The organism is Streptomyces sp. iso_384, from assembly GCF_056172905.1.
Genome location: NZ_JBWBTT010000001.1, coordinates 7,761,739 through 7,788,104, shown reverse-complemented (window position 1 = coordinate 7,788,104; position 26,366 = coordinate 7,761,739). Strand labels below are relative to the sequence as shown.

The 26,366-nt window shown below is 71.9% G+C and carries 26 protein-coding genes; 12 read left to right on the top strand and 14 right to left on the bottom strand.

Annotation, left to right across the window (positions count from 1 at the left end; translation table 11 throughout):
- Nucleotides 1-263 precede the first annotated feature (263 nt).
- From cbiE to AC0VY3_RS35285, 3 genes are all read left to right on the top strand, one after another.
- Nucleotides 264-1,553: a precorrin-6y C5,15-methyltransferase (decarboxylating) subunit CbiE gene (gene cbiE / locus AC0VY3_RS35295; RefSeq protein ID WP_103513275.1), complete on the top strand. Its 1,290-nt coding sequence runs from the start codon at nt 264-266 to the stop codon at nt 1,551-1,553.
- Nucleotides 1,550-2,299, top strand: coding sequence for a precorrin-4 C(11)-methyltransferase (gene cobM / locus AC0VY3_RS35290; protein ID WP_103513274.1), 750 nt, complete (start codon nt 1,550-1,552; stop codon nt 2,297-2,299). The genes cbiE and cobM overlap by 4 nt, the downstream gene beginning before the upstream one ends.
- Before the next feature lie 64 nt (nt 2,300-2,363).
- A complete protein-coding gene (locus AC0VY3_RS35285) occupies nt 2,364-2,777 on the top strand; it encodes an Imm10 family immunity protein (protein WP_103513273.1) in 414 nt (137 codons plus the stop codon).
- A 490-nt stretch (nt 2,778-3,267) separates the two neighbouring features.
- Here the strand turns inward: AC0VY3_RS35285 and AC0VY3_RS35280 are convergent, their stop codons facing one another.
- Together AC0VY3_RS35280 and AC0VY3_RS35275 are read right to left on the bottom strand one after the other, a co-directional pair.
- Nucleotides 3,268-3,768: a nucleotidyltransferase domain-containing protein gene (locus AC0VY3_RS35280; protein WP_258047512.1), complete on the bottom strand. Its 501-nt coding sequence runs from the start codon at nt 3,766-3,768 to the stop codon at nt 3,268-3,270.
- A 131-nt stretch (nt 3,769-3,899) separates the two neighbouring features.
- Entirely contained in the window at nt 3,900-5,075 is a 1,176-nt protein-coding gene (locus AC0VY3_RS35275; RefSeq protein WP_103513272.1) for an epoxide hydrolase family protein, read from the bottom strand.
- An 80-nt stretch (nt 5,076-5,155) separates the two neighbouring features.
- Between AC0VY3_RS35275 and AC0VY3_RS35270 the strand changes: the two genes are divergently transcribed.
- The gene (locus AC0VY3_RS35270; protein ID WP_103513271.1) at nt 5,156-5,731 is read left to right on the top strand and encodes a CGNR zinc finger domain-containing protein; all 576 of its coding nucleotides are present in this window, start codon (nt 5,156-5,158) and stop codon (nt 5,729-5,731) included.
- Nucleotides 5,732-6,099: 368 nt separating this feature from the next.
- Here the strand turns inward: AC0VY3_RS35270 and AC0VY3_RS35265 are convergent, their stop codons facing one another.
- The 3 genes from AC0VY3_RS35265 to AC0VY3_RS35255 form a co-directional block, all read right to left on the bottom strand.
- The gene (locus AC0VY3_RS35265) at nt 6,100-7,554 is read right to left on the bottom strand and encodes a flotillin family protein (protein ID WP_103513270.1); all 1,455 of its coding nucleotides are present in this window, start codon (nt 7,552-7,554) and stop codon (nt 6,100-6,102) included.
- Between the two features lie 167 nt (nt 7,555-7,721).
- A complete protein-coding gene (locus tag AC0VY3_RS35260) occupies nt 7,722-8,231 on the bottom strand; it encodes a hypothetical protein (RefSeq protein WP_103513269.1) in 510 nt (169 codons plus the stop codon).
- A 104-nt stretch (nt 8,232-8,335) separates the two neighbouring features.
- Nucleotides 8,336-8,827 carry a peroxiredoxin gene (locus AC0VY3_RS35255; protein ID WP_103513268.1) on the bottom strand — a complete coding sequence of 164 codons (492 nt, stop codon included), beginning with the start codon at nt 8,825-8,827 and terminating at the stop codon, nt 8,336-8,338.
- A gap of 161 nt (nt 8,828-8,988) precedes the next feature.
- On the opposite strand from AC0VY3_RS35255, the gene AC0VY3_RS35250 reads away from it, so the two are divergent.
- Both AC0VY3_RS35250 and AC0VY3_RS35245 read left to right on the top strand, forming a co-directional pair.
- Nucleotides 8,989-9,756: an alpha/beta fold hydrolase gene (locus tag AC0VY3_RS35250; RefSeq protein ID WP_103513267.1), complete on the top strand. Its 768-nt coding sequence runs from the start codon at nt 8,989-8,991 to the stop codon at nt 9,754-9,756.
- Nucleotides 9,757-9,893: 137 nt separating this feature from the next.
- Nucleotides 9,894-11,588, top strand: coding sequence for a PP2C family protein-serine/threonine phosphatase (locus AC0VY3_RS35245; protein ID WP_475551790.1), 1,695 nt, complete (start codon nt 9,894-9,896; stop codon nt 11,586-11,588).
- Nucleotides 11,589-11,619: 31 nt separating this feature from the next.
- On the opposite strand, the gene AC0VY3_RS35240 is transcribed toward AC0VY3_RS35245, so the two are convergent.
- Nucleotides 11,620-12,471, bottom strand: a complete 852-nt coding sequence (locus tag AC0VY3_RS35240; RefSeq protein WP_103513266.1) for a GNAT family N-acetyltransferase — start codon at nt 12,469-12,471, stop codon at nt 11,620-11,622.
- 73 nt (nt 12,472-12,544) lie between these two features.
- Nucleotides 12,545-12,790, bottom strand: a complete 246-nt coding sequence (locus AC0VY3_RS35235; RefSeq protein WP_103513265.1) for a hypothetical protein — start codon at nt 12,788-12,790, stop codon at nt 12,545-12,547.
- Nucleotides 12,791-12,994: 204 nt separating this feature from the next.
- On the opposite strand from AC0VY3_RS35235, the gene AC0VY3_RS35230 reads away from it, so the two are divergent.
- Nucleotides 12,995-14,347 (top strand): ParB-like protein, encoded by a 1,353-nt coding sequence (locus AC0VY3_RS35230; RefSeq protein WP_475551544.1) that lies wholly within the window; start codon nt 12,995-12,997, stop codon nt 14,345-14,347.
- A 4-nt stretch (nt 14,348-14,351) separates the two neighbouring features.
- Here AC0VY3_RS35230 and AC0VY3_RS35225 read toward each other — a convergent pair whose 3' ends face one another.
- The 4 genes from AC0VY3_RS35225 to AC0VY3_RS35210 form a co-directional block, all read right to left on the bottom strand.
- Nucleotides 14,352-14,975, bottom strand: a complete 624-nt coding sequence (locus AC0VY3_RS35225; RefSeq protein WP_475551543.1) for a hypothetical protein — start codon at nt 14,973-14,975, stop codon at nt 14,352-14,354.
- A complete protein-coding gene (locus AC0VY3_RS35220; protein WP_475551542.1) occupies nt 14,972-16,243 on the bottom strand; it encodes an MAB_1171c family putative transporter in 1,272 nt (423 codons plus the stop codon). Before AC0VY3_RS35220 ends, AC0VY3_RS35225 begins: the two co-directional genes overlap by 4 nt.
- Nucleotides 16,244-16,308: 65 nt before the next feature.
- Nucleotides 16,309-16,896, bottom strand: a complete 588-nt coding sequence (locus AC0VY3_RS35215; RefSeq protein ID WP_103513314.1) for a toxin — start codon at nt 16,894-16,896, stop codon at nt 16,309-16,311.
- A 10-nt stretch (nt 16,897-16,906) separates the two neighbouring features.
- Complete coding sequence (locus AC0VY3_RS35210; RefSeq protein WP_475551541.1) at nt 16,907-17,449, bottom strand: hypothetical protein; 543 nt, start codon at nt 17,447-17,449, stop codon at nt 16,907-16,909.
- 438 nt (nt 17,450-17,887) lie between these two features.
- Here AC0VY3_RS35210 and AC0VY3_RS35205 point away from each other — a divergent pair, with 438 nt between their 5' ends.
- The 4 genes from AC0VY3_RS35205 to AC0VY3_RS35190 all read left to right on the top strand — a co-directional run bounded on the left by AC0VY3_RS35205 (nt 17,888) and on the right by AC0VY3_RS35190 (nt 21,035).
- Nucleotides 17,888-18,235, top strand: a complete 348-nt coding sequence (locus AC0VY3_RS35205) for a MerR family transcriptional regulator (protein WP_103513260.1) — start codon at nt 17,888-17,890, stop codon at nt 18,233-18,235.
- Nucleotides 18,236-18,574: 339 nt separating this feature from the next.
- A complete protein-coding gene (locus tag AC0VY3_RS35200; RefSeq protein WP_003967653.1) occupies nt 18,575-18,778 on the top strand; it encodes a cold-shock protein in 204 nt (67 codons plus the stop codon).
- 244 nt (nt 18,779-19,022) lie between these two features.
- Nucleotides 19,023-20,594 (top strand): DEAD/DEAH box helicase, encoded by a 1,572-nt coding sequence (locus tag AC0VY3_RS35195; RefSeq protein WP_475551540.1) that lies wholly within the window; start codon nt 19,023-19,025, stop codon nt 20,592-20,594.
- Between the two features lie 78 nt (nt 20,595-20,672).
- Nucleotides 20,673-21,035 (top strand): SCO5918 family protein, encoded by a 363-nt coding sequence (locus AC0VY3_RS35190; protein WP_475551539.1) that lies wholly within the window; start codon nt 20,673-20,675, stop codon nt 21,033-21,035.
- 27 nt (nt 21,036-21,062) lie between these two features.
- On the opposite strand, the gene AC0VY3_RS35185 is transcribed toward AC0VY3_RS35190, so the two are convergent.
- Complete coding sequence (locus tag AC0VY3_RS35185) at nt 21,063-22,148, bottom strand: acyltransferase family protein (protein WP_475551538.1); 1,086 nt, start codon at nt 22,146-22,148, stop codon at nt 21,063-21,065.
- A 50-nt stretch (nt 22,149-22,198) separates the two neighbouring features.
- Entirely contained in the window at nt 22,199-24,475 is a 2,277-nt protein-coding gene (locus tag AC0VY3_RS35180; RefSeq protein ID WP_475551537.1) for an MMPL family transporter, read from the bottom strand.
- Nucleotides 24,476-24,626: 151 nt separating this feature from the next.
- On the opposite strand from AC0VY3_RS35180, the gene AC0VY3_RS35175 reads away from it, so the two are divergent.
- Nucleotides 24,627-25,856: a cation:proton antiporter gene (locus tag AC0VY3_RS35175; protein WP_475551536.1), complete on the top strand. Its 1,230-nt coding sequence runs from the start codon at nt 24,627-24,629 to the stop codon at nt 25,854-25,856.
- Nucleotides 25,857-25,919: 63 nt separating this feature from the next.
- Here AC0VY3_RS35175 and AC0VY3_RS35170 read toward each other — a convergent pair whose 3' ends face one another.
- A complete protein-coding gene (locus tag AC0VY3_RS35170) occupies nt 25,920-26,366 on the bottom strand; it encodes a universal stress protein (protein WP_103509659.1) in 447 nt (148 codons plus the stop codon).

Genomic DNA, 26,366 nt, shown 5'->3' with positions numbered 1-26,366 from the left:
GGTCGCTCGTTCGCTCGGTGGTCCTTCTTCCTCTTGCACAGGGGACGTCGGGGCCGGGGCGGCGTTCTCGACACCACGCGCGGTTCTCTTTCGGATTCACTCCGGATGCGCCGCCGGATTCACCCGCTGGAGGGGTCGGATCGGGGCGTTCAGTAAGGTTCGGCTGCGCCTGGTTTCCGCCAGTCACCCCCGTATTCCCTCTCCTCTTCTCCGCTCTCCTCCCCTCCTCCCTTCTCCACTCCGAACGCCTGAGGTCCCGGCCCGTGCCCCCACCCACATCTCCAGCCCCGCTTCCGCACACCGCCCCCGCCCCCGTCTCCGTCGTGGGGATCGGCGCGGACGGCTGGCCGGGCCTGTCCGGTACGGCACGGGAGGCGCTGCGGGAGGCGGAGGTGCTGATCGGCGGGGCGCGCCAGCTGGACCTGCTTCCGCCGGAGTGCGCCGGTGTACGGGTGGGCTGGCCGTCCCCGCTGAGGCCGGCCGTTCCCCGGCTGCTGGCCGAGCACCGGGAGCGCCGGATCGCGGTGCTGGCGAGCGGGGACCCGATGTTCTACGGGATCGGCCGGGCGCTGGCGGAGGAGCTGGGTCCGGAGGGGCTGCGCGTGCTCCCGCACCCGTCCTCCGTCTCGTACGCCTGCGCCCGTCTCGGCTGGCCGCTGGAGGACACGGAGGTCGTGACGCTGGTGGGCCGCCCTGCGGCACGGCTGGCGGCTTCGCTGTACGAGGGCCGCAGGCTGCTGGTCCTGAGCGCGGACGCGAGCACGCCCGCCACGGTCGCGGCGCTGCTCACGGCCCATGGCTTCGGCCCGAGCCGGCTGCGGGTGCTGGAACAGCTGGGCGGCGAGGCGGAGGCGTACGTGGACGGCGTCGCGGAGACCTGGGCGCATGCCCCGGGGGACCGCCTGAACGTCATCGCGGTCGAATGCCGGGCGTCGGCGGACGCGCTGCGGCTCGGCACGGTCCCGGGCCTGCCGGACGCGGCGTACGAACACGACGGCCAGCTCACCAAGCGCCACATCCGGGCGGCCACGCTCGGGGCCTTGGCGCCCGCGCCCGGGGAACTGCTGTGGGACGTGGGCGGCGGCTCGGGCTCGATCGCGATCGAGTGGCTGCGGGCCCATCCGTCCTGCCGGGCGGTGAGCGTGGAGCGGGATCCGGTACGGGCGGAGCGGATCACGAGGAACGCGGACCGCCTGGGCGTCCCGGGCCTGCGGGTCGTCACCGGCCCGGCTCCCTCCGCACTGGCCGAACTGGAAGCGCCGGACGCGGTGTTCATCGGCGGCGGCCTGACCGCGCCGGGCCTGCTGGAGGCGTGCTGGGAGGCGCTGCGGCCGGGGGGCCGGCTGGTCGCGAACACGGTGACGCTGGAGTCGGAGGCGCTGCTGGCCGCACGGCACAAGGAGTTCGGCGGCGAGCTGGTCCGCCTGTCGGTCGCCCACGCGGTCCCGGTCGGCGGCTTCACCGGCTGGCGCCAGGCCATGCCCGTAACGCAGTGGTCGGTCAGCAAGTCCCCGGGATCCGGGGCACGTTCGCACAAGGGAGATCGATCATGACGGTGTACTTCATCGGCGCGGGCCCCGGCGCGGCCGACCTGATCACGGTGCGCGGCGCCCGGATCCTCGCCGCCAGCCCGGTCTGCCTGTACGCGGGCAGCCTGGTCCCGGTGGAGCTCCTGGCCGAGTGCCCGAAGGACGCCCGCCTGATCGACACGGCGAACCTGGACATCGGGCAGATCACGGCGGAGCTGGTCCAGGCCCACAAGGACGGCCACGACGTGGCACGGCTGCACTCGGGCGACCCGTCGGTGTTCAGCGCGGTGAACGAACAGATGAAGCGCCTGGACGAGGCGGGCGTGCCGTACGAGGTCGTCCCCGGCGTCCCCGCGTTCGCGGCGGCGGCCGCGGCGCTGAAGCGCGAACTGACGGTCCCGACGGTCGGCCAGACGGTGATCCTGACCCGCATCGCGCAGCGCGCCACGGCCATGCCGGAGGGCGAGGACCTGGCCACGCTGGGCCGCAGCGGCGCCCTGATCGTCCTGCACCTGGCAGCCCGCTACGTGGACCGCGTGGTCGACGAACTGCTCCCGCACTACGGGGCGGACTGCCCGACGGCGGTCGTGGCGATGGCATCCCGCCCGGACGAGATCGTCCTGCGCGGCCCGCTGGACTCGATCGCGGAGCAGGTGAAGGCGGCGGGCGTGATCCGGACGGCGGTGATCATGGTGGGGCGGACGCTGGGCTCGGAGCAGTTCCGGGACAGCTACTTGTACTCGGCGGGGCGGGACCGGGGGGAGTGCTGAGGGGCGGGGAGCTTCCGGCTCCACGCAGGACGCTGTTGTCGGACGCCTCTGCTGGAACACGGTCATGACATACAGATTCACCGCGCAGTTCGCCTGGGGCATCGACGACCCGGACCAGGAGTCGTGCATGCAGGCAGGTGTGGCCGAGTCGGACGACGAAGAGGGTTTCTCCCTGCACTTCATGTGCGACTTCGGGGACCCTCGCCCGCAGGAGATATCCCTGGGCATGGATACACACTGCCTTGTCACCCCCGACCAGAGCACGGCCTATGGATGCATACGCACCGTGGAATTCGAGCGGGATCTGCTGCGCGTGACGTTGGACCCCGAGTCGTTGGACGACCTTGAGCTGGAGGACCACGTCATCGAGGTCGTGCTTCGAGCACCGGCGGAAGATGTGGCACGCCTGCGCGAGGTGTTGCCCCGAATCCTGGAGTACGGGCGACTGGACGCCCGCCCGAAGCTGACCATGGTGTAGCGCCTGTAGCGGTCGGCCGCGCCGCTCGTGGCCGGGACGGCGCAGCCATGGACCTGTACCGGGCGGATGATCCGCGAGCGCGTGCCGCGCTGATCCCGGTGGCGAGTGACGAGAGCATCCCCAGAGTTTGTGGTTGGCGGTGGCGAAGGCGTTGATGCCTTCGGGTGGCGCGGCGTGCCAGGCGGGGATTTCGGCGGCCCGGTGTTCGGCGGAGGCAGGGGTGTGGCCGGTGGCGATGAGCCGGATGATCCAGTAGCCGGCGCCGAGCCAGGCGGCGCGGGTGGCCCAGGCCCAGTCGACGATACGCGCGCGATCAGCTTGCGGAGCACGGTCGTTGACGAGCACGTTGGTGTGGTTGAGGTCGGTGTGCAGGAGATGGTCCCCGGCGGGACGGGAGTCCCGCATCAGGGCCGAGGCGGCCCGCTGACCGGCGGCTGCGCGTACACCTGGACACCTCCGCGTCGCCCGCTCCTCCGCCCCGACCACCGGCTCACCGGATCGCGTATCCGTCCCACAGGGCGCCACCGGACCGGTCCAGCACCCCCGCCACGACCTCCGCGAAGGCCTTCGTGTCCCCGGTGATCGCCTGCGCGGCGGATTCCGACAGCGCGCGGTGTACCTCGGGGGCGGCCGCGGCCAGCCGTCGTGAGAGCCATTTGCCTTTGCCGAGCCAGTGCCCGCCGGCCAGCAGGACCAGCTCCGAGGCGCGCTGCAGCAGGTGCGAGACCAGGTACACCCGCTCCGCGGGGTCCGTGCAGCCCCGTAGGCCGTCGAGCAGGTCGGTCAGGATGTAGCGCTGGTAGTCGTGCTCATGCTCCGAGAGCGGCGGCGGGCCCGCGGCCCAGCGCGTGCGAGCCTCGTCCTGGAGCGCGGCGCCCAGCCCGTCCCTGTCCACCAGGAGCCTGCCCTCGGCGCACATGGCGAGCAGCGGCGAACTCCGCTTCGCGGTCTCCTGGTCGGCGAAAGCGTGCCAGCGGGTCTCTGTCTGCACGAACAGCTCCACCGGCCATCCGCGAAACACCAGGTTCTCCCGGCCCGCAGCGAGCTGGTCGTCCAGGAGGACCACGATGTCCAGATCGGACGTGGGTGTCCGGCGAAGGCTGCCGCTCCTCCCGGCCGCCTTCAGCGACCGGCGGCCGCCAGCACTGACGCCAGGCCCTCCTGCAGGTCTTTGACGAAGAGGTCGGGGACCTCCAGCGACGGGAAATGACCCCCGGCTTCGGGTGACCTCCAGTGGACGATCCGGCGGAAGCGCTCCTGTGCCCAGGGGCGCGGACTCTTCTCGATGTCGCGGGGATAGACCGTGATGGCCGACGGGACGTCGACCCGGAGGTCGGGATCGAGCGAGTCGTGGCTTTCGTAGTAGATGCGGGCCGCCGACGCACCCGTGCGCGTCAGCCAGTACAGGGTGACGTCGTCGAGGATTCTGTCGATGGAGATCCTCTCGAACGGGCTGTCCTCGGTGTCCGACCACTCCGCGAACTTGTCGAGGATCCAGGCGAGCAGCCCGACCGGTGAGTCGACGAGCGAGTAGCCGATGGTCTGCGGGCGGGCCGCCTGCTGCTTCGCGTACGCCGCGCGGCGGAGCCAGAAATCGCGGGTTTCCTCGGTCCACCCGCGCTCGACCGTCGTCAGCCCGTCCGTCGTCAGCCCGGGGGGTGCCTGCGCGGTCGTCGTGTGAACGCCCAGTACGTGTTCCGGGAACCTGCCGCCGAGGATCGTGGTGATCACGCCTCCCCAATCGCCGCCGTGGGCAACGAACGTGTCGTACCCGAGCCTTCCCATCAGCTCCACCCAGGCGGCCGCGATCTTCTCCGTTCCCCAGCCGGTGGTGGTCGGCCTGTCGCTGTGGCCGAAGCCCGGCAGGGACGGGACCACGACGTGGAAGGCCGGTGCGTCTGCGGCTTTAGGGTCTGCCAGTTCGTCCACCACGTCGATGAACTCGGCAATGCTGCCCGGCCAGCCGTGCGTCAGGATCAGGGGAGTGGCATCCGCACGTGCGGACCGGCGGTGCAGGAAGTGGATTCCCAGATCATCGATGGTCGTGCGGAACTGGCCGATCTGGTCGAGGCGCTCTTCGAACGATCGCCAGTTGTATGCGGTGCGCCAGTAGTGCACGACATCGACGAGGTCGGTGAGGGGAACGCCCTGTTCCCATCGGAGGGGGCCCGGTCCGGTGCGGTGGACCGTCTCGGTCTCCGGCAGTCGCGCCGCGGCGAGTCGTGCGCGCAGATCGTCGAGGTCGGCGTCGGTTGCACGCGCTTCAAAAGCTTGAACGTCGTTCGTCGGGCGGGGCATGAGACCTCCTGCCATCGGGAACCGGCTAAGCCGGTTCTAGCAGCAGCCCGAGCCGCGATGCAACCACCTAAGGTGGTTCCATGCGTGATCGGTTCCCTGACTTCCGTCTCGGCGGCGTGCTGGCGACCAGCTTCACCGGGACCCTGTCGGAGCGGCGCGGCGACCCTGTCGAGCGCATTCCCGTTCCGCGGCGACTCGTCGACTGGCTGGTGGTGAACGGCCTCGCCGTGGACTCCTGCACCCGTGTCCAGCTCGACCGTGCCCGGGATCTGAGGGAGGCGATTCACGCCGCCGCGACGGCGGCCGCGCTCCAGGAGGCGCTGCCCGCGTCTGCTGTCCAGGTCATCAACGACCGCAGCGCTCAGGGGCGGGCCGCGGCGATCCTGACGCCCGAGGGCGAGCGGCGCTGGCGGCTCGGCCCGGCTTCCTGCGTGGAAGACGCCCTCGGCGTGATCGCCGCCGACGCGATCAGCATCATCGCGGGCGAACGCGACGGAAGGCTCGCCCTCTGCGCGTCACCGACCTGCCGGGCCGCCTTCTTCGACACCAGCCAGAGCCGGACCCGTAAATGGTGCGACATGAACACCTGCGGGAATCGTCAGAAGAAGGCGCGCTTCCGTGCCCATCAGCGCGGAGGTCTCGGATCGGCGGAGTGAGACCAGGCCGGCGGTTCCTCCGCCTGCTCCTCCGTCAGGCCCCGCGCCGGGAAGCGGATCACCGGTAGCGGTGGGAGGTTGAAGACGGGGGCCAGGTACGTGTTCCGGGTGGGCAGGCCGGGGCCATGTCCAGGAGCAGCAGCGGGCGTGGACCGTGTTCGTACGGTCCTGGCGGGTGGTCCGTCTTGCGCATGCGGCTCCGGAGTCGGTAGGTCGCCTGGTCGGGTGGGGTGTTCCGACTGCGGGCGCGGGCGGAGGGACCACCGGCGCACCCGGACACGGACATGCCGGTGCCCGGCGGCGAACATGTCGCTGCCGGGCACCGGTGACGGGTGAACGGGCTCAGCCCCTGGCAGGGGCCTCGCGCGTCAGCCCTTGATCTCGATCTCGCCGTTCTTCGACGTCGAGGAGTCTGACTCCGGAGCCTCCGGCGTTCCCGGCGCGGGCACCGTGGCCGTGCGGGACTTGAGGTTCTGGAGGAGGGACGCCAGGTCAACGCCCGTCGTCGAGTTGAGCAGTTCCATGCCCTGCGCGACGTTGTCGGTGACCGTACGGGCCAGCTGGCTCGCGCCGTCCGTGGAGATGACCGTCATCTTGTCGATGGCGCTCAGCGGCTCGGAGGCCTTGGCCACGACGCTCGGGAGGACCTCGACCAGCATCTGGAGGACGGCCGCGTCGCCGTACTGCGCGAACGCGTCGGCCTTCTTCTGCATGGCCTCGGCCTCGGCCGCACCCTTGGCGGCGATCGAGGCGGCCTCCGCCTCACCCTCGATGCGGACCGCGTCGGCCAGCGCCGAGCGGTGCAGCTTCTCACCCTGACCGGTCAGGCGCGAGCGCTCCGCGTCGGCCTCGGCCTCCTTGACCTGGGCGATGCGGCGGGCCTCCGCCTCCTGCTCGGCCTGGTAGCGGGCGGCGTCGGCGGGCTTACGGACCTTCGTGTCCAGCTCGCGGTCGGTCAGCGCGGCCTGGCGCTCGGCGACCTTCTCCTGCTCCTGGAGCACTTCCTGCTGGCGTGCGGCCTCGGCGAGCGGACCGGCGGCGTTGGCCTTGGCGGCCGCGGCTTCCGTCTCGGCCTTGATCTCGGCCTGCTTCAGGTAGTACGTCCGCTCGGCGATGGCGATCTCCTCGGCCGCCTTCAGCCGGGCCTGCTCCGAGGCCCGCTTCGCGATGGCCTCGGCGATGTCCGCCTCCTGCTTGGCGCGGGCGGCCTCCGGGCGGCCGAGGTCCTCCAGGTAGGAGCCCTCGGTGGTGATGTCCTGGATCTGGAAGGCGTCCAGGATCAGGCCCTGGCCGGAGAGGCTGGCCTCGGCCTCCTCGGCGACCTGCCCGGCGAACGCGGCCCGGTCCCGGATGATGTCCTCGACCGACATACGGCCGACGATCGCGCGGAGCGCGCCGGAGAGCACTTCCTGGGTGAAGCCGACGATGCCGTCCTGCTGCTGCAGGAAGCGCTGGGCGGCGGCGCGGATCGCGTCCTCGCTGCCGCCGACCTTGACGATCGCGACGCCTTCGAGGTTCGACTTGACGCCGCGCAGCGTCACCGCGCCGCGCACGGCGATCGGGATGTGCCGGCTGGACAGGTCCAGGGTGAACTTCTGCTGGACGAACGGCACGACGAAGACGCCGCCACCGACGACGACCTTCTGGCCGCTGTTGTCGATGCTGGTCAGTCCGGTGACCGGGTCCGTCGACTTCTTGCCGCGACGGCCGGTGATGATGAACGCCTCGCTGGGCCCGGCCACCTTGTAACGCGTGATGACGACGAGGCCGAGCAGGACGAGAAGGACGACGATGCCGATGACGGCGATGACTACTGGACTCATGAGAGGTGTCCCCCCTGCCTCCCGTGGGGGGACGGCAGATTGTTGTGGAGCGGGGTGGTGCCAGGGAAAGGAATGGGAATGGGTAGCGGAATGGAGGTGATCGGGGCGGGCTGTGCCGTGTGGCGGTGGGGTGTCAGGTGGGCGGACGGTTCACGGTGGTCACGTGGTCAGCGCTCCACCGGGCGGACCGCGACCGAGGTGGTCGACAGCGCCGCTTCCACCCAGATCTCGGTCCCGCGCGCCACGGGCGTCGCCGACTTGGCCGCGTACTTCACGGGCTGGTCGCCCAGCCGCAGCAGCACCTCGCCGTAGCCCTCGGCCGGGATGGCCGTCACGACGGATCCCGAGGTGCCGACCAGGTCGCTGTCGCGCGGAGTGGAGTGCGTCTGGTCGCGCATCAGGGCCTTGCTGAGTTTCCAGGTCAGCCAGCCCGCCACCAGGCCGGCGGCGACGCCGACGGCCGTGGCCACGAGCGTTCCCGCACCGGTCGCGCCGAGCACGATCGCTCCGCCGAAGCCGAGCATCGAGATGAATCCGGCGATCACCGGGAGCGAGAGCAGCCCGTCGAAGAGGCCGTCGAGCACACCGTCGAAGAGGCCTTCGAGTACCCCGCCGAAGATCAGTGAGAGCGCGAGCAGCACGATCCCCGCAATGCCGAGACCGAGAAAGAAGGTCACGCGATCACTCCCCTGTTGTCGACTTCCCCCGAGCGTTTTCCGTCGATCTGGCTGGATGTTCCCATACACCACCTGCTTCGGTCACTGCCGGGTTCCGGCAATCTTTACGCTCCTTTGATGCCGGACAACCGGTCGGTGAGTGTGGAGAGTGACTGGAACGTCGCTCCGAGCAGAGCCACGTGCTTCCAGCGCAGGATTCCGTCCGGGCCGATGAGGAACACCGCCCGCCGCACCCCGATGCCCGGCGCGGAAACCCCGTACGCCTTGGCGATCTCCCGGCCCTCGTCCGCCAGCAGCGGCATCCGCAGGCTGAAGGCGCGGGCGAACGACTCATGGCTGTCCACACCCTGTGGACTGATTCCCCAGACGTCGGCGTCGAGCCCCTCGAAGGCCTCCATGCCCGAGGAGTACGAGCACAGCTGCTTCGTGCAGACGCTGGTGTTGTCCCCCGGGTAGAACGCCAGCACCACGGACCGGCCGCGGGCGGAGGACAGCTGGTAGTCGGCGCGTTCGAAGGTGTCGCCCGAGCCTGACAGCACTCCGCCGGGGAGGGTGAAGTCCGGTGCCGCGCTGCCGAGTTGAGGACCAGATGCCATGGAGGGCTCCTTCGATGTCGTATACGGGGATGTCGCGGATGGCACGGATGGTTCCGTGCCCGTGACCGTACAGTGGACGGCACTTCACCCATCCGGAGCGGCCGCGGCGCCGAATACGGGGAGAGGGGCACCGCGCCCCGCACCCGGACCTGGAGGTACGCGTGGCCGGACGACCGCCGTCGGCAGCGGTTCTCGTTCTGCACGGGGGCCGGGAGAGCGGTACGGGGCCGCCGCCGCCGGGCCCGCTGAATCTGCCCGGCGTACGGATGCGGCCCTTCGTCCGGGCTCTCGTCCGGGCCGCCCGTGCCGGCGGTGAGGACGTCCTCGTGCGGCAGGTGCGGTACGCCCACCGGGGCTGGAACGGCGACCGTGCGGACCCGCTCCACGACGCCGTGGCCGCCCTCGACGTCCTGCGGGAGGAAGCGGGCGAGGAGCTGCCGGTGGTGCTCCTGGGGCACTCCATGGGCGCGCGCGCCGCCCTCCGCGCCGCCGGGCACCCGCTGGTGCGGGGCGTCGTCGGGCTCGCGCCCTGGTGCCCGGCGGGGGATCCGGTCACCCAGCTCGCGGGGCGGGACGTCGTCCTCGTCCACAGCAACCGGGACCGGCTGACCAGCCCCCAGGCCACCCAGTCGCTCACCGCCCGGGCCCGCCGCGCCGGAGCCCGTACCTGCATGGTCACCGTCCGGGGCGGCGACCACGCCATGATCCGCCGGGCCGCCGCCTGGCACCGCCTCACCACCGGGCTGGTCACCGGGCTGCTCGGTTCCGGCAGTCTGCCGGGGGCGGTCGGCAGCGCCCTCGCCCTGCCGGCCACCGCCCAGGCCATCGAGGGCACCCTCGATCTCGACCTCGATCTGGATCCGGATCCGGCCCTGTCTCCCGATCCCGGCCGCGGGCGGTTCCGGGGCGGGACCGGCGCCCCGCGCTGACCCGGCCGCCCCGCCCGCCGGAGCGACCTCCGCCGTCCTGCGGATGCGGTACGGGAACGGGCGGCCGACGATGGGGGTTCGGGAGGCGACGAACGGCGGGAGGCGGGCTCTTGCAGGCCGACACGTGCGACGACGGCATGCCCTCGTCCTTCGACCCGAGGACCGTCGCGGCCCTGTTCGACGGCAATCCGGCCGCCGTCGCGGTGCTCGACCACGAACTCCGCTACACCTACGTCAACCCGGCCCTCGAACGGATCAACGGCCTCACCGCCGCCTCCCACATCGGGCGGACCTTCTCCCAGGTGCTGCCCGAGCTGCGGGGTCAGGCCGCCGCCCTGCGCGACGTCCTCGCCGACGGCAAGCCCCGCGAGGAGACGATCCAGGGGCGGACCTGGGCGGTGTCCGAGGCGGACCAGCGGTTCTGGCGGGCCACGTACCACCGGCTGGACACCGACGGGGCGGCGTGCGGGCTGATGGCGATCGTCGTCGAGATCACCGACATCACCCGGCAGCGCGAGGAGTTGGAGCAGGCCCGCGGCCATGTCGCCCTGCTCTCCACCGCCGCCGTCGCGATCGGCACCACGCTCGACATGGACACCACCTGCCGGGAACTGGCCGACTTCGTGGTACCGGACTTCGCCGACGTCGCGGCGGTCGACGTCTTCCCGGCCGAGGTCGGGCACGCCGTACGCCGCCCGGCCCCCGGTGTCGTACGGCTGCGGCGGGCGGCGCTGCGCGGCGACGGCGAACTCGACGAGCAGGTGCAGCGGTTCGGCTGTCCGGGGCAGTACGTCGACTTCGCCGCGGGCTCCGCGGTGACCCGCTGCCTGGCGGAGAACGAACCCGTGATCGACGACTGGGAGAACCACGAACGCGGGCGCAGCAGCATCACCTCGGACCGGATCACCGCCTCCGAGGCGCTCGGGCTGCGGCAGGCGCTCGTCGTCCCGCTCACCGCCCGCAGCCGTCCGCTCGGCACGCTCACCCTCGTACGGGCCGAGGGCTCACCGCTCTTCGACGGCCAGGACGTGGCCGTCGCCCGCGAACTCGCCGTCCGGGCGGGCGTCGACCTCGACCACGCCCGCCGCTACGACCACGAGCACAGCATCGCCCGCGAACTCCAGCGCTCCCTGCTCTCCGAGCCCTGGGGCCCCCACCCGCACGTCGAGATCGCCACCCGTTACCTCCCCGCCGACCGGGGCGTCCTGGTCGGCGGCGACTGGTTCGACGTCGTACCGCTCCAGGACGGCCGGCACCTCAAGGCCATGGGCGATGTGATGGGGCACGGGGTGGAGGCGGCCGTCGCGATGAGCCAGTACCGCTCGCTGCTCCGGCTGCTGGCGGGCGAGGACCTGCCGCCGCACCGGATCCTGGAGCAGCTCGACACCATGGTCGAGCGGTCGGGCCTGGACCGGGCGGCGACCTGTCTGCTCGCCGTGGTCGACCGGTTCGGCGGGGTGTGCGAGGTGGCCAGCGCGGGCCATCTGCCCCCGGTCCTCATCGACCCGGGCGCCGGGGCCCGGGTCGAGCCGGTTCCGGTGGGTCCGCCGCTCGGCACCGGGTTCGGCGGCTACCGGACCGCGTCCGTGCCCTGCGGCCCGGGCACCGTGCTGTTCATGTACACCGACGGTCTGGTGGAGCGCCGGGGCGAGGACATCGACGTCTCCGTGCGGCGGCTCGCCTCGCTGACCGTGCCGCCGGGCGGACGGCTGGAGGACCTGCTGGACCAGGTCCTCGACCGGTTCGGCGAGGACGCGGAGGACGACATCGCCGTTCTCGCCTCCCGGATCCGTGAGGGCCCGCCGGTGGTGCGGCCGACCCCGGCGGAGTGACGGCCGCCGTCGCCGGCTGCCCCGGTCAGCCTCAGCCCAGTTCCAGGCTGGTGATGCCGTACAGGCCCGGCCGGTCGATGGCCGGTTCCGGGCCGCTGTACATCCGGGCCGTGTCGAACGACGGGCTCAGACCCAGCTCCCCGGCCAGCCGCACCGCCGCCGGGTTGACGTCGGGTACGTCGACGGCGACCGGGGTGTCCGGGGCGGTGGCCGCCAGCGCGCTGACCAGGGACGCCGCCACGGCGGGGGAGGTGGCGTACAGCGGGCCGACGCGGGACGCGGCGCGGCAGGCCCGCAGTACCCCGAGGCCCTGGAGCTCGCCGTCCCGGACCGCCGCCAGGGCCGTGCGGCCGGGGGCGGCGATCCAGGAGGCCAGGAAGGTGTCCCGCGCGGCCGGGAAGTACCGCCGGTCGTAGGCGGCGAGCAGGTCGAACGGCACGCTCCGGGCGTCGACCAGGGTGGTGCCGGGCGGGGGCGCGACGTCCGGCGGGGGCGTGCCCTCGAAGCGGGCGTTGCTCCAGCAGGTGCGGAAGCCGGAGCGGCGGTAGTTGTCCTGTTGCGCGGGCACCCCGTCCAGGCCGACCGTGCGTCCGGCGAGCCGGGCCGTCCCGGCCTGCCAGGTCCGTAGCCCGTAACCCTGTCCGCGCAGGTGGGGGCGGGTCAGGTAGAAGCCGAGGAAGCCGTACGCGCTGCCGTAGCGGACGACGGAGACGGAGGTGACCGGTTCGCCGTCCAGCCGGCCGAAGAGGAAGCCGCCGGGGTCGGTCGCGAAGAACACCGCGCCGTCGTTCAGGCCCGGGTTCCAGCTCTCCTCGTGGGCCCACTCGCCCAGCGTCACGATGTCCTGGGCACGCGCGGCGGTGATCTCGAAAGGGTTCGGCACGGCACCTTCGTACCCCGGCCGGGCATCGTTCAGTGATCGACGATGGGGTGATTTCCGGCCTTTCGGGTGTACGTCAGGCCGCCTCCGGGTTCTCCTGCTTCCGGCGGCGCAGCTGTCGCAGGACGAGGGCGGCCGAGGTGATCAGCGGCAGCAGCCCCGCCACCGCGTCGGCGGTGTTCAGCTTGTCGTGCGTGCCCTTGGCCCGGCGGACCTGCTTCGACGCCCTGACGACCGCGAGCGCGCTGCTGCCCAGGCTCAGCACGAGCCCGGCCTTGCTGCCACGCAGGCCCTTGGCGGGCGCGGACCGGTTCTTCGCCATCGGGACACCTCCAGCCGGTGGGGCCCGTCCGTTCGCGGGCGCGCCCTCCCCGTCCACGTAACCGGGTGTCCGCCACCCTCGCAAACGCGGGCGGTCCCGTCGCGGCGCCCCGGCGCCGTCCCTCGTTCACATCACGTCCGTACGGGCGTCGCCGGGCCTTGCGATGGTCCCCCGCGGAAGACCATTTCGCGGGAGGGGACGTTCATGAACAGATCGACAGCGCTGTTGGTGGCCGGGGTGCTGGCGGCCGGCACGGTCGTGGCCGGGGCGGGCACCGGGGCGGCGGCAGCCGATCCGTGCGCCGGGAGCGGGCCGCTGCCGTACACCTGCGCGCAGCCGGGCGACCTGATCGACGTCACGCTCGGCGAACTCCACCCGACCCAGGCCGTACTCGGCTTCGACCAGGTCTTCTACAAGCTCGGCCGGTACGGCAGCGACCGCGACGAGGCGGCGGGCGACGTCAACAAGCGCTTCGACGACTGGTGCGAGACCAACGGCCAGGAGGAGGCGGCCTCGGCCGGCCCCGGCGCCCGGCTGGACGATCCGTCGAGCTTCTCCTGCACCGTGCCGCTCGGGCAGGAGACCCCGGAGACCATCGCCCCGATGAAGACGGCCGTCGTCGGACCGGGCGGCAAGCTCTATCTCACCGACGGGCACCACACGCTGACGTCGTTCCTGGAGGGCCCCGACGGCTCCCCCCGGATGCACATCCGGCTCCGCGTCACCGACAACTTCAGCTCCCTGTCCGCCCCGGCCTTCTGGCAGCGGATGACGGCCGAGAAGAAGGTGTGGCTGCGCGACGGGAACAACCGGCCGCTCGGCGTGGACCAGCTGCCGGACCGGCTCGGCATCACGCACTTCCGCGACGACCCGTACCGCAGCCTCGTCTACTTCACCCGGGGCATCGGTTACGAAGTCCCCGACGGCGCGACGGAGTTCCTGGAGTTCTCCTGGGGCTCGTGGCTGCGCGGCGAGCACGACGCGTCCGCGTACGACCTGACCGCCCCGGGCCCGTACCTCGACCTGGTGAAGCGCGCCTCGAAGTCGATGGCGGCGCTGGACGCCGACGCGGTCGTCGACGACGGGAAGACCGCCGCCCAGCTCGGCCGGATCGACGAGTGGAACGGCGGCAAGAAGGAGACGGGCGGGGAGTTCGCGAAGCTGGGCAAGCCGCTGAGCGACCCGAAGCCCGGCAAGCTCGCCCAGGCCCTCGACTACAAGGCCCGCGTCCTGCCCCTGCCCGCCTGCACCACCACGGTCACCGGGCCCCGCAACGGACCGCTCGTCGTGACGAGCGGTGTCACCTGCCTGGACCGGGCCGCCCAGCGCGGGCCCGTCGTCGTCCGCCCCGGGGCCGCCCTCGTGGTCACCGGCTCCACGGTGGACGGCCCGCTCCAGGCCGACCGGGCGACGGCGGTCCATCTGTGCGGTTCGCGCGTCAGCGGGCCCGTCGTGGTGACCCGCAGCTCAGGACCCGTACGGATCGGAGGCCCGGGCTGCACCGCGAACACCGTCGAAGGACCCGTCGTGCTCACCGGCAACGCCGCGCTCCGGTAGCACCTCAGACGAAGGCGTACGCCACCGTCGTCGCCGCGCCCAGGCCCGCGCCCGCCACGGTCTGGGCGACGGTGTGATAGCCGAGGGAGACCCGGGACCAGCAGACCGCCGCCGTCACCGCGTACGCGGCGGTCCACCAGGGCGAGTGGACGACGGCGAGGAGCGAGACGGCCGCCGAGGCCACCGCCGAGTCGACCGAGATCTTCCACACCGTGTTGACGGCCAGCAGGCCGATCGTCATCACCCACAGCGCGAGCATCGCGACGAGGATCCCGGTGGGCGCGTTCCCCAGCACCATCACCACCGAGCCGGCGCCGATCGAGCCCAGGATCACGAAGAAGATCGGCGCCCGCTTGGTGCGGTCCACCACATGGCGGTCGCCCCAGGTGCCGCGCCCGCGTTCCCACTCGATGTAGCCCGCCGGGATCAGCCCGGCGCAGAGCGCCCCGAGGAAGCCCCAGAGCAGCCCCGTCCAGTCGCCCGCCGCCGCCAGGCCGATGCCGAGCATGCCCGCCAGCAGGACGTTGCGCGGCTGGAGGACGTCGGTGACGGTGCGCGCCACGGAGGCCGTGCGGGCGGAGGCGGTGGGGATGCCCTCGCCGGTCGTGGTGTCCGTGCTGCCGGTCATGCGCTCGTCTCCGTCGTGCGGGTGGTGTCGGCGGTCGCGGCGGCGAGGACCGCCCGGGCGCGCTCCTCGTCGACCGTCCGGTACGCGGCGGCGACCCGGACCAGCCGGGCCACCTCCCCGTCCTGGTCCGCCGCGTGCTGGGCGGCGACCGGCGCGGCCCCTCCGGCGGGTGCGCCGGAGTCCTTCGCGAGGAGGGCGGCCCGGATCCAGTAGGCGTCCGTGAGGGACGCGGCCCGGCGCGGGTCGTCCGTGGCGCGGGCGGCGGCCCGTCCGGCGGCTGCGAGCAGCCCGTCGGGCACGTAGTGGCGCAGCTTCTCGGCGGCGTCCGCGATGTCGGCCGCCCAGCGGTCCACCCGCAGGTCGGCCGGGACGTTGAAGCGGGTCAGCTCGCGGGCCAGCGAGGCGGGCGGGTCGAACGGCTGCTCCGGGAACGCGGTCATCAGCTCGTACCAGAGGGCGTGCAGTTTGACCTGGGCCCGCCACAGCCTGGCCCGGCGTGCCCCGGCCGCGAAGGCGGGGATGGACGCGCCGAGGGCGAAGAAGGCGAACAGCACCAGTTGCGCCGCCTCGGTGATCTGGTCGAACCGCAGGGCGAAAGCCTCGCTCGGCTCGTCCACCACGCTGATCCACAGGAAGAGCGTGCGGCTGACGGTGTAGCCGACGCCGATGAACATCGCGAACGTCATCATCCCGAGCCCGATGCGCAGATGGCGCCGCCGGGCGTCGAGGGTGGCCAGCGCCCACTGGAAGGCGCACACGGCGGACGCGGCACCGAGGTAGAGGTAGAAGACGCTCATGTAGAGCGTGGCGCCCCCTTCCCCGGCGTGGTCGGAGACGAAGCGGTCCGAGGGCTCGGAGCGGTCGACGACGGTGAAGAACAGGACGGTCAGCAGGATCAGCGTGGCGACGGAGGCCTTGGCCGCCAGCTTCTGGACGAGCCGCGCGAACCGTACGTGGCGCGGGATCGCGCCCTCTTCGGGGTAGCTGCCGTAGATGGCCACGATGTAGCTGAGGATGGCCAGAATTGCCACGGTGGCGGTGTAGTGCTTGATGAGGACGGCGAGGTCGGTGACGGCGCTGTTGTTGAGGCCGATGCGCACCGCCTCGGTCTTCGTCCACAGCGCGACGGCGAATCCGGCGTAGCAGCCCCACAGGGCCCGGCGTCTGCGGTCCTCCTCGTCGCCCCACAGGGCAGCGGGCATACGCCACAGGGCAACGGCCGTCATCAGGCCGGCTATCAGGTAGCCGGCGAGATCGAGGGGGGTCACGGCGGTGTTCGTCCTCGAGGTCGGGGCGCGGGGCGGGGGACCCGCGGGCGGTGCGGTGGCACGTGTCAGGCGTCGTCGGACCGTCTTCCGGGGAAGAGACCGCGCCGGCGGTTGGCCACCGGGCGGGACAGGGAGTTGTCCAGCCGCCCCACCATGTCATCGGTGGTGAGGTCCCGTGCCATCCGGGGGATCAGGGACGCACCGAATTCGGCCATGCGTTCGTCGTGGGTGTCGTACTGCGCGCGGGCCTGGACGGTGCCACCGCCGGAGGCGAAGGACTCGGCGGCGGCCGGCGAGATCATCCGGGCGATCAGCGAGGTGTCGAAGACCGGGAGGAGTGTGCGCAGTCGCTCCGCGTCGAGCGTCGTCCCGTGGTCGAACCACTCGTGGCACAGCTCGTGCAGGATCACGTGCTGGGTCTGGTACGCGGTCGGCCTGCGGCGGTAGAGGACGAGGCTGGTGGAGCCCGCCTTCAGGCGCAGCCCGCAGGCGGTGTTGACGCGGGCGAGGCGGTCCGGCATCTCGTGCAGCCGGATGGTGCGCCCGCCGGCCTCCTCCATGTTCGCGACGAGTGCGTCCAGCGAGAAGGGAACCGGGAGGGGCAGGTCGGCGAGCCCGGCCTCGCACTCTTTCCGCAGTTTCCGCAGGGACATGACGAAGACGCTACGCTGCCGGGCCTGTCCGGTGGTGGTGCACGGCGGAATCTCTGCCACCGCTGGCCCCGCCGCTCTCCGCGCCGGGCCCGTCCTTGTCCCGGGCGGCGTCCTCCAGCAGGGACAGGGCGAACCGCAGCAGTTCCGGCGGGAGACCGTCGTCGTCCAGGCCCCGGCCGGCCAGGCCGCTGAGCTCCCCGGTGCGTCGCTTGGCCAGGAACTGGAGTCCGGCGACGACGTCGTCGACGACCTCGGACTCCTCCTTGAAGAAGCGCCAGTCCACGCCGAACCCCAGGCCGAGGGCCTTGAGGATGTCCTCGGACGGCTGGGTGACCTTGCCGGCCAGGATGTTGGAGAAGTAGCTGTGCGACAGCGAGCCGCCCCGGTCGCGGACCAGCTCGGCGAAGACCCGGCCCGAGATCTTCTGGCCGGGGAAGGTCTTCTCGACCATGTACTCGACCTTTTCCCGCAGCGAGTCGAGGCGGGGAAGCTCGTCCGGCTCGGGGGGGCCGACGGGTTCCGGACCGCGTTCGTCGCCGTCGTCCATGGCCATCCGGGCCTCCACGATCACCTCGGAGTCGGAACTGAGCTTGCGTAAACACTCTACGTCACTGTTAACTCGAAAAAACACGGGCAGGGGACCACGAGGGGAGTCCCTTGCCCGTGAATGATCCTGTGCCCCGTGACGCCCGGAGCAGGCTCCGGACAGGGGTGTAGCCCTTCACGACGGGGGATGCGTGAAGGGCTACGCGTGCATTATGGCCCCGCGGTCCTCCCGACGACAACTGACCGGTCGGTCAGTGATCCGCCGGACCGCGTCCGCCGGGCCCTTCCAGGTGGCCCAAATCTGTTCCGGCCGCGATAGACATGGCCTTGCGGGGCGATTAGGGTTTCTTGTGCAGTCACGTGAAACAGCGGTACGCGGCAGAGGCGCACCCCGCAGGCGTACGGCGCCCGGTTCCTCCGGTCACGCGTGACGGAAGAGGTGCAGATGCCCCCGGATACCCCCTCGCACGCCACCGACCGGCTCGACGACGACGATTACCCCGCCTACACGATGGGGCGAGCCGCGGAGATGATCGGTGCGACGCCGGGGTTCCTCCGGGCGATCGGCGAGGCCCGCCTGATCACCCCGCTGCGGTCCGAGGGCGGCCACCGCCGTTACTCCCGCTACCAGTTGCGCATCGCCGCCCGCGCCCGCGAGCTGGTCGACGCCGGTACGCCCGTCGAGGCCGCCTGCCGGATCGTCATCCTGGAGGACCAGCTGGAGGAGGCGCTGCGCCTCAACGAGGAGCTGCGCGGCCGGTCCGCCCGCTCCGGTGGTCCCGCGGAGCGCTGACCGCCGCCGCGTCCCGGGGTGCGGGAGGTTCCGCACGGCCCGGAAAGATATCTGCATTCGGCAGCACAGAATTTCGCGCAATGCGCGATGAGGCTTTTATGTCCCGGGATCTGTTCCGACGTGGCCGGTGATATTACGCACCCACCTCTCCGGGGGCATCGTGCTACTGTTGATCTCAGTTGCAGTTGTGGTTCCCAAAAACTTCAAGTGCTCTTGCCGATCGGATGTCGGCGGGCGCACTTCTGTATTTCCGGTGTTCTTCCGGACGGGGTAATCATCGCGGCGACGTGGGGCCCGCACAGTGTGGGCCCGCGGGCTCTGCCCCTAAGGAGATATGACATGGCTACTGGCACCGTGAAGTGGTTCAACTCGGAAAAGGGCTTCGGCTTCATTGAGCAGGACGGCGGCGGCGCCGACGTCTTCGCCCACTACAGCAACATCGCCGCCAGCGGCTTCCGTGAGCTGCAGGAGGGCCAGAAGGTGAACTTCGACGTCACGCAGGGCCAGAAGGGCCCGCAGGCCGAGAACATCACCCCCGCCTGATCACTCGGGCAGTACTGCGCAGCTGGGGCCCGCACCTTGGGGTGCGGGCCCCGGCTCGTTGTCGTTTCCGGGGCCCGCATCGCGCGCCCCTCGACGAAGCCGCGTCCGGTGCATTGATTCCCGGCGGCCGGGCTTCGTTTTCTTTTGTCATTTCATCGGCTCGTTCTTGCGATTCTGGGTGCCGTTCACGGTCTCTTCCCGAAAAGAATCCCTCGATACGTGCCCTATCGAGGAGAGGTTCTGCATGAACCGCGAACGCGCACCCCGCTCGAACGACCGATTCTCCCGCACCCGCTCCGGCGGCGGCCCCCGTCACTCCGGCGGCGGCGAGCGCCGGGCCGCGGGCTTCGGCGGCGGACCCAAGCGCTCCGGCGGCTCCGGCGGCTCGGGCCGGTCCGGTGGCTACGGCCGCCGCTCCGCCTCCGGCGTCAAGGGCGAGTTCGCCCTGCCGGTGACGCTCACCCCCGCCCTCCCCGCCGCCGAGACCTTCGGCGAGCTGGAGATGCCCGCACCGCTGAAGGCGGCGCTGGTCGCCGAGGGCATGACCGTGCCCTTCCCGATCCAGGCGGCCACCCTGCCCAACTCGCTGGCCGGCCGGGACGTGCTGGGCCGGGGCCGTACCGGCTCCGGCAAGACCCTCGCCTTCGGCCTCGCGCTGCTGGCCCGCACCGCCGGCCGCCGCGCCGACGCCAAGCGCCCGCTCGCCCTGGTCCTCGTCCCCACCCGGGAGCTGGCCCAGCAGGTCACCGACGCGCTCACCCCGTACGCCCGGTCGCTGAAGCTGCGCATCGCCACCGTGGTCGGCGGCATGTCCATCGGCCGCCAGGCCAGTGCGCTGCGCGGTGGCGCCGAGGTCGTCGTCGCGACCCCGGGCCGTCTCAAGGACCTGATCGAGCGCGGCGACTGCAAGCTGGACCGGGTCACCATCACCGTCCTCGACGAGGCCGACCAGATGGCCGACATGGGCTTCATGCCGCAGGTCACCGAGTTGCTCGACCAGGTGAACCCGGACGGGCAGCGGATGCTCTTCTCGGCCACCCTGGACCGCAACGTCGACCTGCTGGTGCGGACCTACCTCAAGGACCCGGTCGTGCACTCCGTCGACCCGGCCGCCGGTGCGGTCACGACGATGGAGCACCACGTGCTGTACGTCCAGGGCGCGGACAAGTACGCGACCACGACGGAGATCGCGGCCCGCGACGGCCGCGTGATCATGTTCCTGGACACCAAGCACGCGGTGGACAAGCTCACCGACCACCTGCTGCACAGCGGGGTCCGGGCGGCGGCGCTGCACGGGGGCAAGTCCCAGCCGCAGCGCACCCGCACCCTGGAGCGCTTCAAGACCGGGCATGTCACGGTCCTGGTCGCCACCAATGTCGCGGCGCGCGGCATCCACGTCGACAACCTCGACCTGGTCGTCAACGTGGACCCGCCGAGCGACCACAAGGACTACCTGCACCGCGGCGGCCGTACCGCCCGTGCCGGGGAGTCCGGCAGCGTCGTCACGCTGGTGCTGCCCAACCAGCGCCGGGAGATGACCCGGCTGATGGCGGACGCCGGGATCACCCCGCAGATCGCCCAGGTCCGCTCCGGCGAGGCCGAGCTGAGCCGGATCACCGGTGCGCAGGCGCCCTCCGGCGTCCCGGTGGTCGTCTCCGCCCCGGCCAAGGAGCGCGGCAGCGGCCGCGGCGGCGCGTTCATGGGCCGCGGCACCAAGCGTGGCGGCGGGGCCCCGGCCCGGCGCGGCCGTCCCGGAATCCCGACGCCGGAGGCCCGTGCGGCCGCCGCGCAGCGCCGGAACAACCGCGCCGCGTGACCCCGCGCGGCCGGCGGCCCCTGGCCGCCGGCCGCCCCGTACGTCCCTCCCCGTGCAGTCGACCCCTGTTGAGGAACCATGCGCTGTGTCATCGCCCGCTTCCCCTTCGATCTGTTCAAGAACGAGGTGGAGGACTCGATGAAGGGCATCAAGCCCGAACCCGTCACGGGCGACGCTGTGGTCATCAGCCGCCGGGTCTACCCCGTCAAGCAGGTGGGTGAAGTGATCACCCGGCAGGACCGCCGGGACTTCAGCTCCGCCGAGGTCGTCCGGGCGCTGTCCAAGCTCGGGTTCACCTGCCGTACCGCCGAGTCGGCCGTGCCCGCGCCGGCCCCGGCGCGTACCCCGCTGGAGACGGCCTCCGCACTGCTGGGCACTCCGCCCGAGACACGGACCGAGGCTCCCGGAGCCGTGTCCGCACCCCGGGCCGACGGGGTCTGAGACCCGCCTCCGCGCCCGCGGCGCCCCTCAGGGCGTCGGCGCGGCCGGCGGCGGCTTCTGCCGGGCCCACTCCATGCGCGGCTCCAGCAGCGGCTTCAGCAGCCGCCGGACCGGTGGGGTGCAGAGCAGGGTGACCATGACGGCGGCGCCCACGGTGACGGCGACCGTGCCCATCGTGGTGTCGAAGAACGGCCGGGCGTAGAAGCCCTCGTAGCGCAGGGCCCGGATGACGAAGCCGTGCAGGAGATACCCGTACAGCGTGCCGGTGCCCAGCGCGGTCATCCAGCTGCGGCCCCGGGGCACCCAGGCGAGGAAACAGGCGCCGAGGACGACGGCGGCCAGGAACAGCAGGAGCGTGGCCGCCGGGCCGGTCCACTGGGCGGTGTCCAGTTCCTGGGCGCTGTTCTTGCGGAAGAACCACGACGTCGAGGTCCGGGGCACCAGCCAGTACGCCAGGAGCATCCCGGCGACGAAGACGGGCACCGAGACGACGCGCACCCAGGTGCGGCGGACCATCGCGAAGTGGTGCGGGCCCAGCCGCAGCCCCAGGACGTAGAACGGCAGGAACTGCAGGATGCGCTGGACCGGGAGCGTTCCGTCGGCGGCGGGCGAGACCGTCGCGACGGCGGCGATGGCGAGCGACACCAGCACCGGGAAGCGCACGGTCTGCCACAGCGGGGTGGACAGCCGCCAGAGGAACAGTGCGGGCAGGAACCACAGCAGCCAGTACGGCTCCAGCAGCGACAGCGAGAAGTCCGGGTCGCGCAGGGCTCGGTGGAAGAGCGTGTAGAGGACCTCGAACACGAGGTAGGGCACCAGCAGGCTGGTGACCAGCTTCCACACCCGCTCCGGCCGCAGCTCGAAGTTCCGGGAGAAGTAGCCGGCGATCAGGATGAACACCGGCATGTGGAACGTGTAGACGAAGGTGTACGCGGCCTCCACGAGGCGGCCGGGCGGCAGCGGTTCCCAGGCGTGTCCGATCGCCACCAGCACGATCGCCAGGTACTTCGCGTTGTCGAAGAAGTGGTCCCGGCCGCCGGCGTCGGGGACGCCGGTCCCGGGGGAAGCGGCCGCGGTGGGGCGCGGCAGCCTCGAAGCGAGGGGGGAAGGCATCCTGACACCCTAGGCGCTCGACGCGTTCCCTTCGGAGGCTGTGGCGCTCATCACTTTTTGCCGACGGGTCCGGCCGGTTCGGCGCGCGTCTCCGCCCCACCCTCGGCGTCCAGGTGCGGCAGGATCCGGTCCAGCGGGCCCGGGATCCACCAGGCGGCCCGGCCCAGCAGGGTCATCACCGCCGGGACCAGCAGCAGTCGTACGACGGTGGCGTCGATGAGCACGCTGGCGGCCAGCCCCAGGCCCAGCATCTTCACCACGATGTTGTCGCTGATGACGAACGCGGCGAAGACGCTCACCATGATCAGTGCCGCGCAGGTGATGACCCGGGCGGTGATCTCCAGCGCGTGCGCCACGCTCGCCCGCGCGTCCCCGGTGCGCACCCACGCCTCGTGGATGCGGGAGAGCAGGAAGATCTCGTAGTCCATGCTCAGCCCGAAGACGATCGCGAACATCATCATCGGGACGTAGCTCTCGATCGGGACCTTCCCCGAGACCCCCAGCGCCGGGCCGCCCCAGCCCCACTGGAAGACCGCCACCACGACCCCGTAGGAGGCGGCGATCGACAGGACGTTGAGCACGGCGGCCTTCAGCGCGACGAGCAGGCCCCGGAAGACGGCCAGGATCACCAGGAACGCCAGGCCCACGACGACCGCGATGATCAGCGGCAGCCTGCTGGAGACGATGTCCAGGAAGTCGACCTGGGCGGCCGTCGTGCCGGTGACGTACGTGCTCGCGTCGTAGCCGGAGACGGCCTGCGGCAGGACGTCGTCGGTGAGGTGGTTCGTCAGCGAGGTGGTCCGCCCGTCCTGCGGGGCGGCCGCCGAGTAGGCGGTGGCGGTCAGCACATCGCCGTCCGAGGTGGCGGTGAGCGGGGTGATCACGGCCGCGTCGGGCACGTTCGTCAGTGCCTTCTGCGCCTGGTCGGCGAGGGCGGAACGGTCGGACGAGGGCACCTTGCTCCGGTCGATGACCAGTGTCAGCGGACCGTTGGAGCCGGGGCCGAAGGCGGTGGACATCAGGTCGAAGGCGCGCCGGTCGGTGAACGACTTCGGGTCGGCGCCGTCGCCGATGTGGCCGAGCTGGATGAAGAGCACGGGGAAGGAGAGGACGGCCAGCAGCACCACCCCGCCGGCCAGGAACCACCAGGGCCGTCGCTCCACCCGCTGCGCGTACCGGTGCCAGCCACCGGGCTCCGCGCCCTCGGGGGCCGGTACGGTCTCGGCCACCGGTTTCCGTACCCGCACCCGGTCGATGCGGCGGCCGATGAGCCCGAGGATCGCCGGTACGAGGGTGAGCGCGCCGAGGACCGCGGTGACCACGGTGACCGCGGCGGCGAGGCCGAGCTTGCCGATGAACCCGATCCCGGAGACCCACAGCCCCGACAGCGCGATGATCACCGTGCAGCCGGAGAGCAGCACGGCGTGGCCACTGGTGGCGGCGGAGTTCCCGGCGGCGGTCACCGGGTCCTGGCCGTCGACCAGGTTCTGCCGGTGCCGGGTGACCAGGAAGAGGGCGTAGTCGATGCCGACGCCGATGCCGATCATCGTGGCGAGCGTCGGGGAGACCGTCGCGAAGGTCGCGGCGGCGGCCAGCAGCCCGAGCAGCGCCAGCCCGCACAGCGCGCAGATCAGCGCGGTGACCAGCGGCAGTACGGCGGCCAGCAGACTGCCGAAGCCGATCAGCAGGACCACGATCGCCACGCCGAAGCCGATCGCCTCGCTGGTGCGGTCGCTCGGCTCGGGCCGGGCGAGCTCGCCGAGCGGCCCGCCGTATTCCACCTCCACCCCGGCCGAGCGCAGCGGCCGCACCGCGTCGTCGACCCCGTCGAGATAGGACGGGTCGAGCGTGGAGGGCTGCACGCTGAAGCGGACGGTGATGTAGGCGGTCTTCTGGTCCGTGGAGAGCGGCCCGGTGTTCGGGTCCGGCGGGGGCGGGGCGGAGCCGGACGAGGGCAGCGGGTTCTGCGCGGACAGGACGTCGGGGAGCTTCTGGAGGTCGCTGACTGCCGTGGCGACCTGGTCGGAGACCGAGGTGAGCGGCTTGTCCGCGTCGTGCAGCACCACCTGGGCGCTGTACCCGCCCGCCTGCGGCGCGTGTGCCTTCAGGACGTCGAGGCCGTCCTGCGACTGGGTGCCGGGCAGCGAGAAGTCGTCGGAGTAGTCACCGCCGTACGCGTGCTGAAGAACCTGGAGCCCGGCGAGCGCGGCCACCCACAGGACCAGGACGGTCACGAAGTGCCGGGCGCACCACTCGCCGGTGCGGCGCAGCGCACCGCGGCGGCGCGGGGCGGTGGCCCGGTCCGGGCGGGCCGGTGACGACGGCATGCGGCTCTCTCCTGCCTTCCACCCCCGCTACGCATTCAACGGCTCCGGCCGCCGCCCGGCACGCCGGTGCGGGGGAACGGGTGACGGGGAGCGGCCCGGCCGAGGGTGTCATAACGGCTGATTCCAGGGCGTTCCTTGCTATACACGAGCGATGGAGCACCCCGGGACCCTCGTCCTGATCATGGCCCTCGCGGTTCTCGCGCCGCTGCTCGGCTACGCGACCGGGCGGTGGCTGCCGGTCCCCGTCGTCATCTTCGAGATCGTGCTCGGTGTCCTGGTCGGGCCCGATGTGCTCGGCTGGGCCCACCACGACCAGGTCATCGACGCCCTGTCCGACCTCGGGCTCTCGATGCTGATCTTTCTGGCGGGGTACGAGATCAAGTTCGCCGAGGTCCGCGGCGACACGCTGCGCCGGGCCGGCGGGGCCTGGGTCCTCTCGTTCGCCGCCGGGCTCGGCGTCGCGCTGCTGCTCAGCGGGGCGGACCTGGCGAAGAGCCTGGTCATCGGCACCGCGCTGACCAGCACCGCGCTGGGTGCGGTGCTGCCGATCCTGCGGGACTCGGGGCGTCTTGAGGGGCGGTTCGGGTCGGTGGTGATGGCGTTCGGGTCGGTGGGGGAGTTCGGGCCGATCATCGCGATGGCGCTGCTGTTCAGCGGACGCAGTCCGGGTGCGGCGAGCGCGGTGCTGGCGGTGTTCGCCGTCGTCACGGCGGGTGCGGTGTTCTGGGCGATGCGGCCGCGGCCGCCGTGGTTCGCCCGGATCGTCGCCGTGACCCTGCACTCCAGCGGCCAGTTCGCCGTCCGCTTCGTGATGCTGCTGCTCGTCGGCATGCTGGGGCTCGCCCATGTCTTCGGCCTGGACACCCTGCTCGGCGCGTTCGCCGCGGGCATGCTGACCCGGCTCGTCCTCCAGGGGTCGGTTCCCGAGCGCAGCGACGCGATCCTGGAGCGGGTCGAGGCGATCGGCTTCGGCTTCCTGGTGCCGTTCTTCTACGTCGTCACGGGCATCGACTTCGATCTCGCGGCGCTCCTGGACGACGGCCGCCCGCTGCTGCTCCTGCCGGTCTTCCTGCTGCTGTTCCTGCTGGTGCGCGGGGTTCCGGCGTATCTGCTGGCCCCGCGCGACCTGACCGGGCGCGCGCCCAGGGCCGCGCTCGGGCTGTTCGCGTCGACCTGTCTGCCGCTGGTGGTCGCGATCACCGCGATCGGCCTGGACGAGAAGGTGATCGGGTCCGGCGAGGCCGCCGCCCTGGTCGCCGCCGCGATGGTGTCGGTGCTGGTCTTCCCGCTGCTGGCGTTCCGGCTGCTGCGCCGGGAGGAGGGGGGCGGGAGCGGCCGGGCGGTTCCGGGCCGTGCGGCGGAGAGCGGGGAGGCGTGGTGAGGCGGCCCGTTGGGCCTTTTGCGGGTGCGGAGACGGATCGGGGGGTGGCTCCGGCCTTTCCGGCTACGGCTCCCGGTGCGGCTGCTCGGGGCCTTCCTCCGTCGGTACGCACAGCACCGGGACCGTCGACATGTGCAGCAGCTTGTGCGGGGTCGAGCCCAGCAGGGCCCCGCGCATCGGGCTCTCGCCCCAGGTGCCGACGACGATGACCCGGGCCCCGTGCCGTTCGGCCGCGTCCAGCAGGGCCTGTGCCGGCTTCTCGTCCAGCACCTCGACCGAGGCCGGGACGCCCGCCGTCTCGGCCGCCGTGAGCGCGTGTTCCAGGCCGGTGCGCCCGGCCTGGCGGATCGCGTCGTAGTGGCTGCGGTACTCCGCGCCGTCGCGCAGCCCGGGGGCGGCGGCCCCGTAGACCAGGACCAGTTCCTCCCCGTACGCCGCCGCCACCTCGATGGCGATGCGCAGGGCGCGGGCGGCGCCGGGGGACTCGTCGTAACCGAGGACGACCGACAT

Excerpts from the sequence above, each read along its gene's own strand:
- cobM (WP_103513274.1), top strand. The coding sequence starts at position 1,550 with ATGACGGTGTACTTCATCGGCGCGGGCCCCGGCGCGGCCGACCTGATC.
- AC0VY3_RS35285 (WP_103513273.1), top strand. The coding sequence starts at position 2,364 with ATGACATACAGATTCACCGCGCAGTTCGCCTGGGGCATCGACGACCCG.
- AC0VY3_RS35275 (WP_103513272.1), bottom strand. The coding sequence starts at position 5,075 with ATGCCCCGCCCGACGAACGACGTTCAAGCTTTTGAAGCGCGTGCAACC.
- AC0VY3_RS35270 (WP_103513271.1), top strand. The coding sequence starts at position 5,156 with ATGCGTGATCGGTTCCCTGACTTCCGTCTCGGCGGCGTGCTGGCGACC.
- AC0VY3_RS35265 (WP_103513270.1), bottom strand. The coding sequence starts at position 7,554 with ATGAGTCCAGTAGTCATCGCCGTCATCGGCATCGTCGTCCTTCTCGTC.
- AC0VY3_RS35255 (WP_103513268.1), bottom strand. The coding sequence starts at position 8,827 with ATGGCATCTGGTCCTCAACTCGGCAGCGCGGCACCGGACTTCACCCTC.
- AC0VY3_RS35245 (WP_475551790.1), top strand. The coding sequence starts at position 9,894 with ATGCCCTCGTCCTTCGACCCGAGGACCGTCGCGGCCCTGTTCGACGGC.
- AC0VY3_RS35235 (WP_103513265.1), bottom strand. The coding sequence starts at position 12,790 with ATGGCGAAGAACCGGTCCGCGCCCGCCAAGGGCCTGCGTGGCAGCAAG.
- AC0VY3_RS35230 (WP_475551544.1), top strand. The coding sequence starts at position 12,995 with ATGAACAGATCGACAGCGCTGTTGGTGGCCGGGGTGCTGGCGGCCGGC.
- AC0VY3_RS35225 (WP_475551543.1), bottom strand. The coding sequence starts at position 14,975 with ATGACCGGCAGCACGGACACCACGACCGGCGAGGGCATCCCCACCGCC.
- AC0VY3_RS35215 (WP_103513314.1), bottom strand. The coding sequence starts at position 16,896 with ATGTCCCTGCGGAAACTGCGGAAAGAGTGCGAGGCCGGGCTCGCCGAC.
- AC0VY3_RS35210 (WP_475551541.1), bottom strand. The coding sequence starts at position 17,449 with ATGGCCATGGACGACGGCGACGAACGCGGTCCGGAACCCGTCGGCCCC.
- AC0VY3_RS35205 (WP_103513260.1), top strand. The coding sequence starts at position 17,888 with ATGCCCCCGGATACCCCCTCGCACGCCACCGACCGGCTCGACGACGAC.
- AC0VY3_RS35200 (WP_003967653.1), top strand. The coding sequence starts at position 18,575 with ATGGCTACTGGCACCGTGAAGTGGTTCAACTCGGAAAAGGGCTTCGGC.
- AC0VY3_RS35195 (WP_475551540.1), top strand. The coding sequence starts at position 19,023 with ATGAACCGCGAACGCGCACCCCGCTCGAACGACCGATTCTCCCGCACC.
- AC0VY3_RS35190 (WP_475551539.1), top strand. The coding sequence starts at position 20,673 with ATGCGCTGTGTCATCGCCCGCTTCCCCTTCGATCTGTTCAAGAACGAG.
- AC0VY3_RS35185 (WP_475551538.1), bottom strand. The coding sequence starts at position 22,148 with ATGCCTTCCCCCCTCGCTTCGAGGCTGCCGCGCCCCACCGCGGCCGCT.
- AC0VY3_RS35180 (WP_475551537.1), bottom strand. The coding sequence starts at position 24,475 with ATGCCGTCGTCACCGGCCCGCCCGGACCGGGCCACCGCCCCGCGCCGC.
- AC0VY3_RS35175 (WP_475551536.1), top strand. The coding sequence starts at position 24,627 with ATGGAGCACCCCGGGACCCTCGTCCTGATCATGGCCCTCGCGGTTCTC.
- AC0VY3_RS35170 (WP_103509659.1), bottom strand. The coding sequence starts at position 26,366 with ATGTCGGTCGTCCTCGGTTACGACGAGTCCCCCGGCGCCGCCCGCGCC.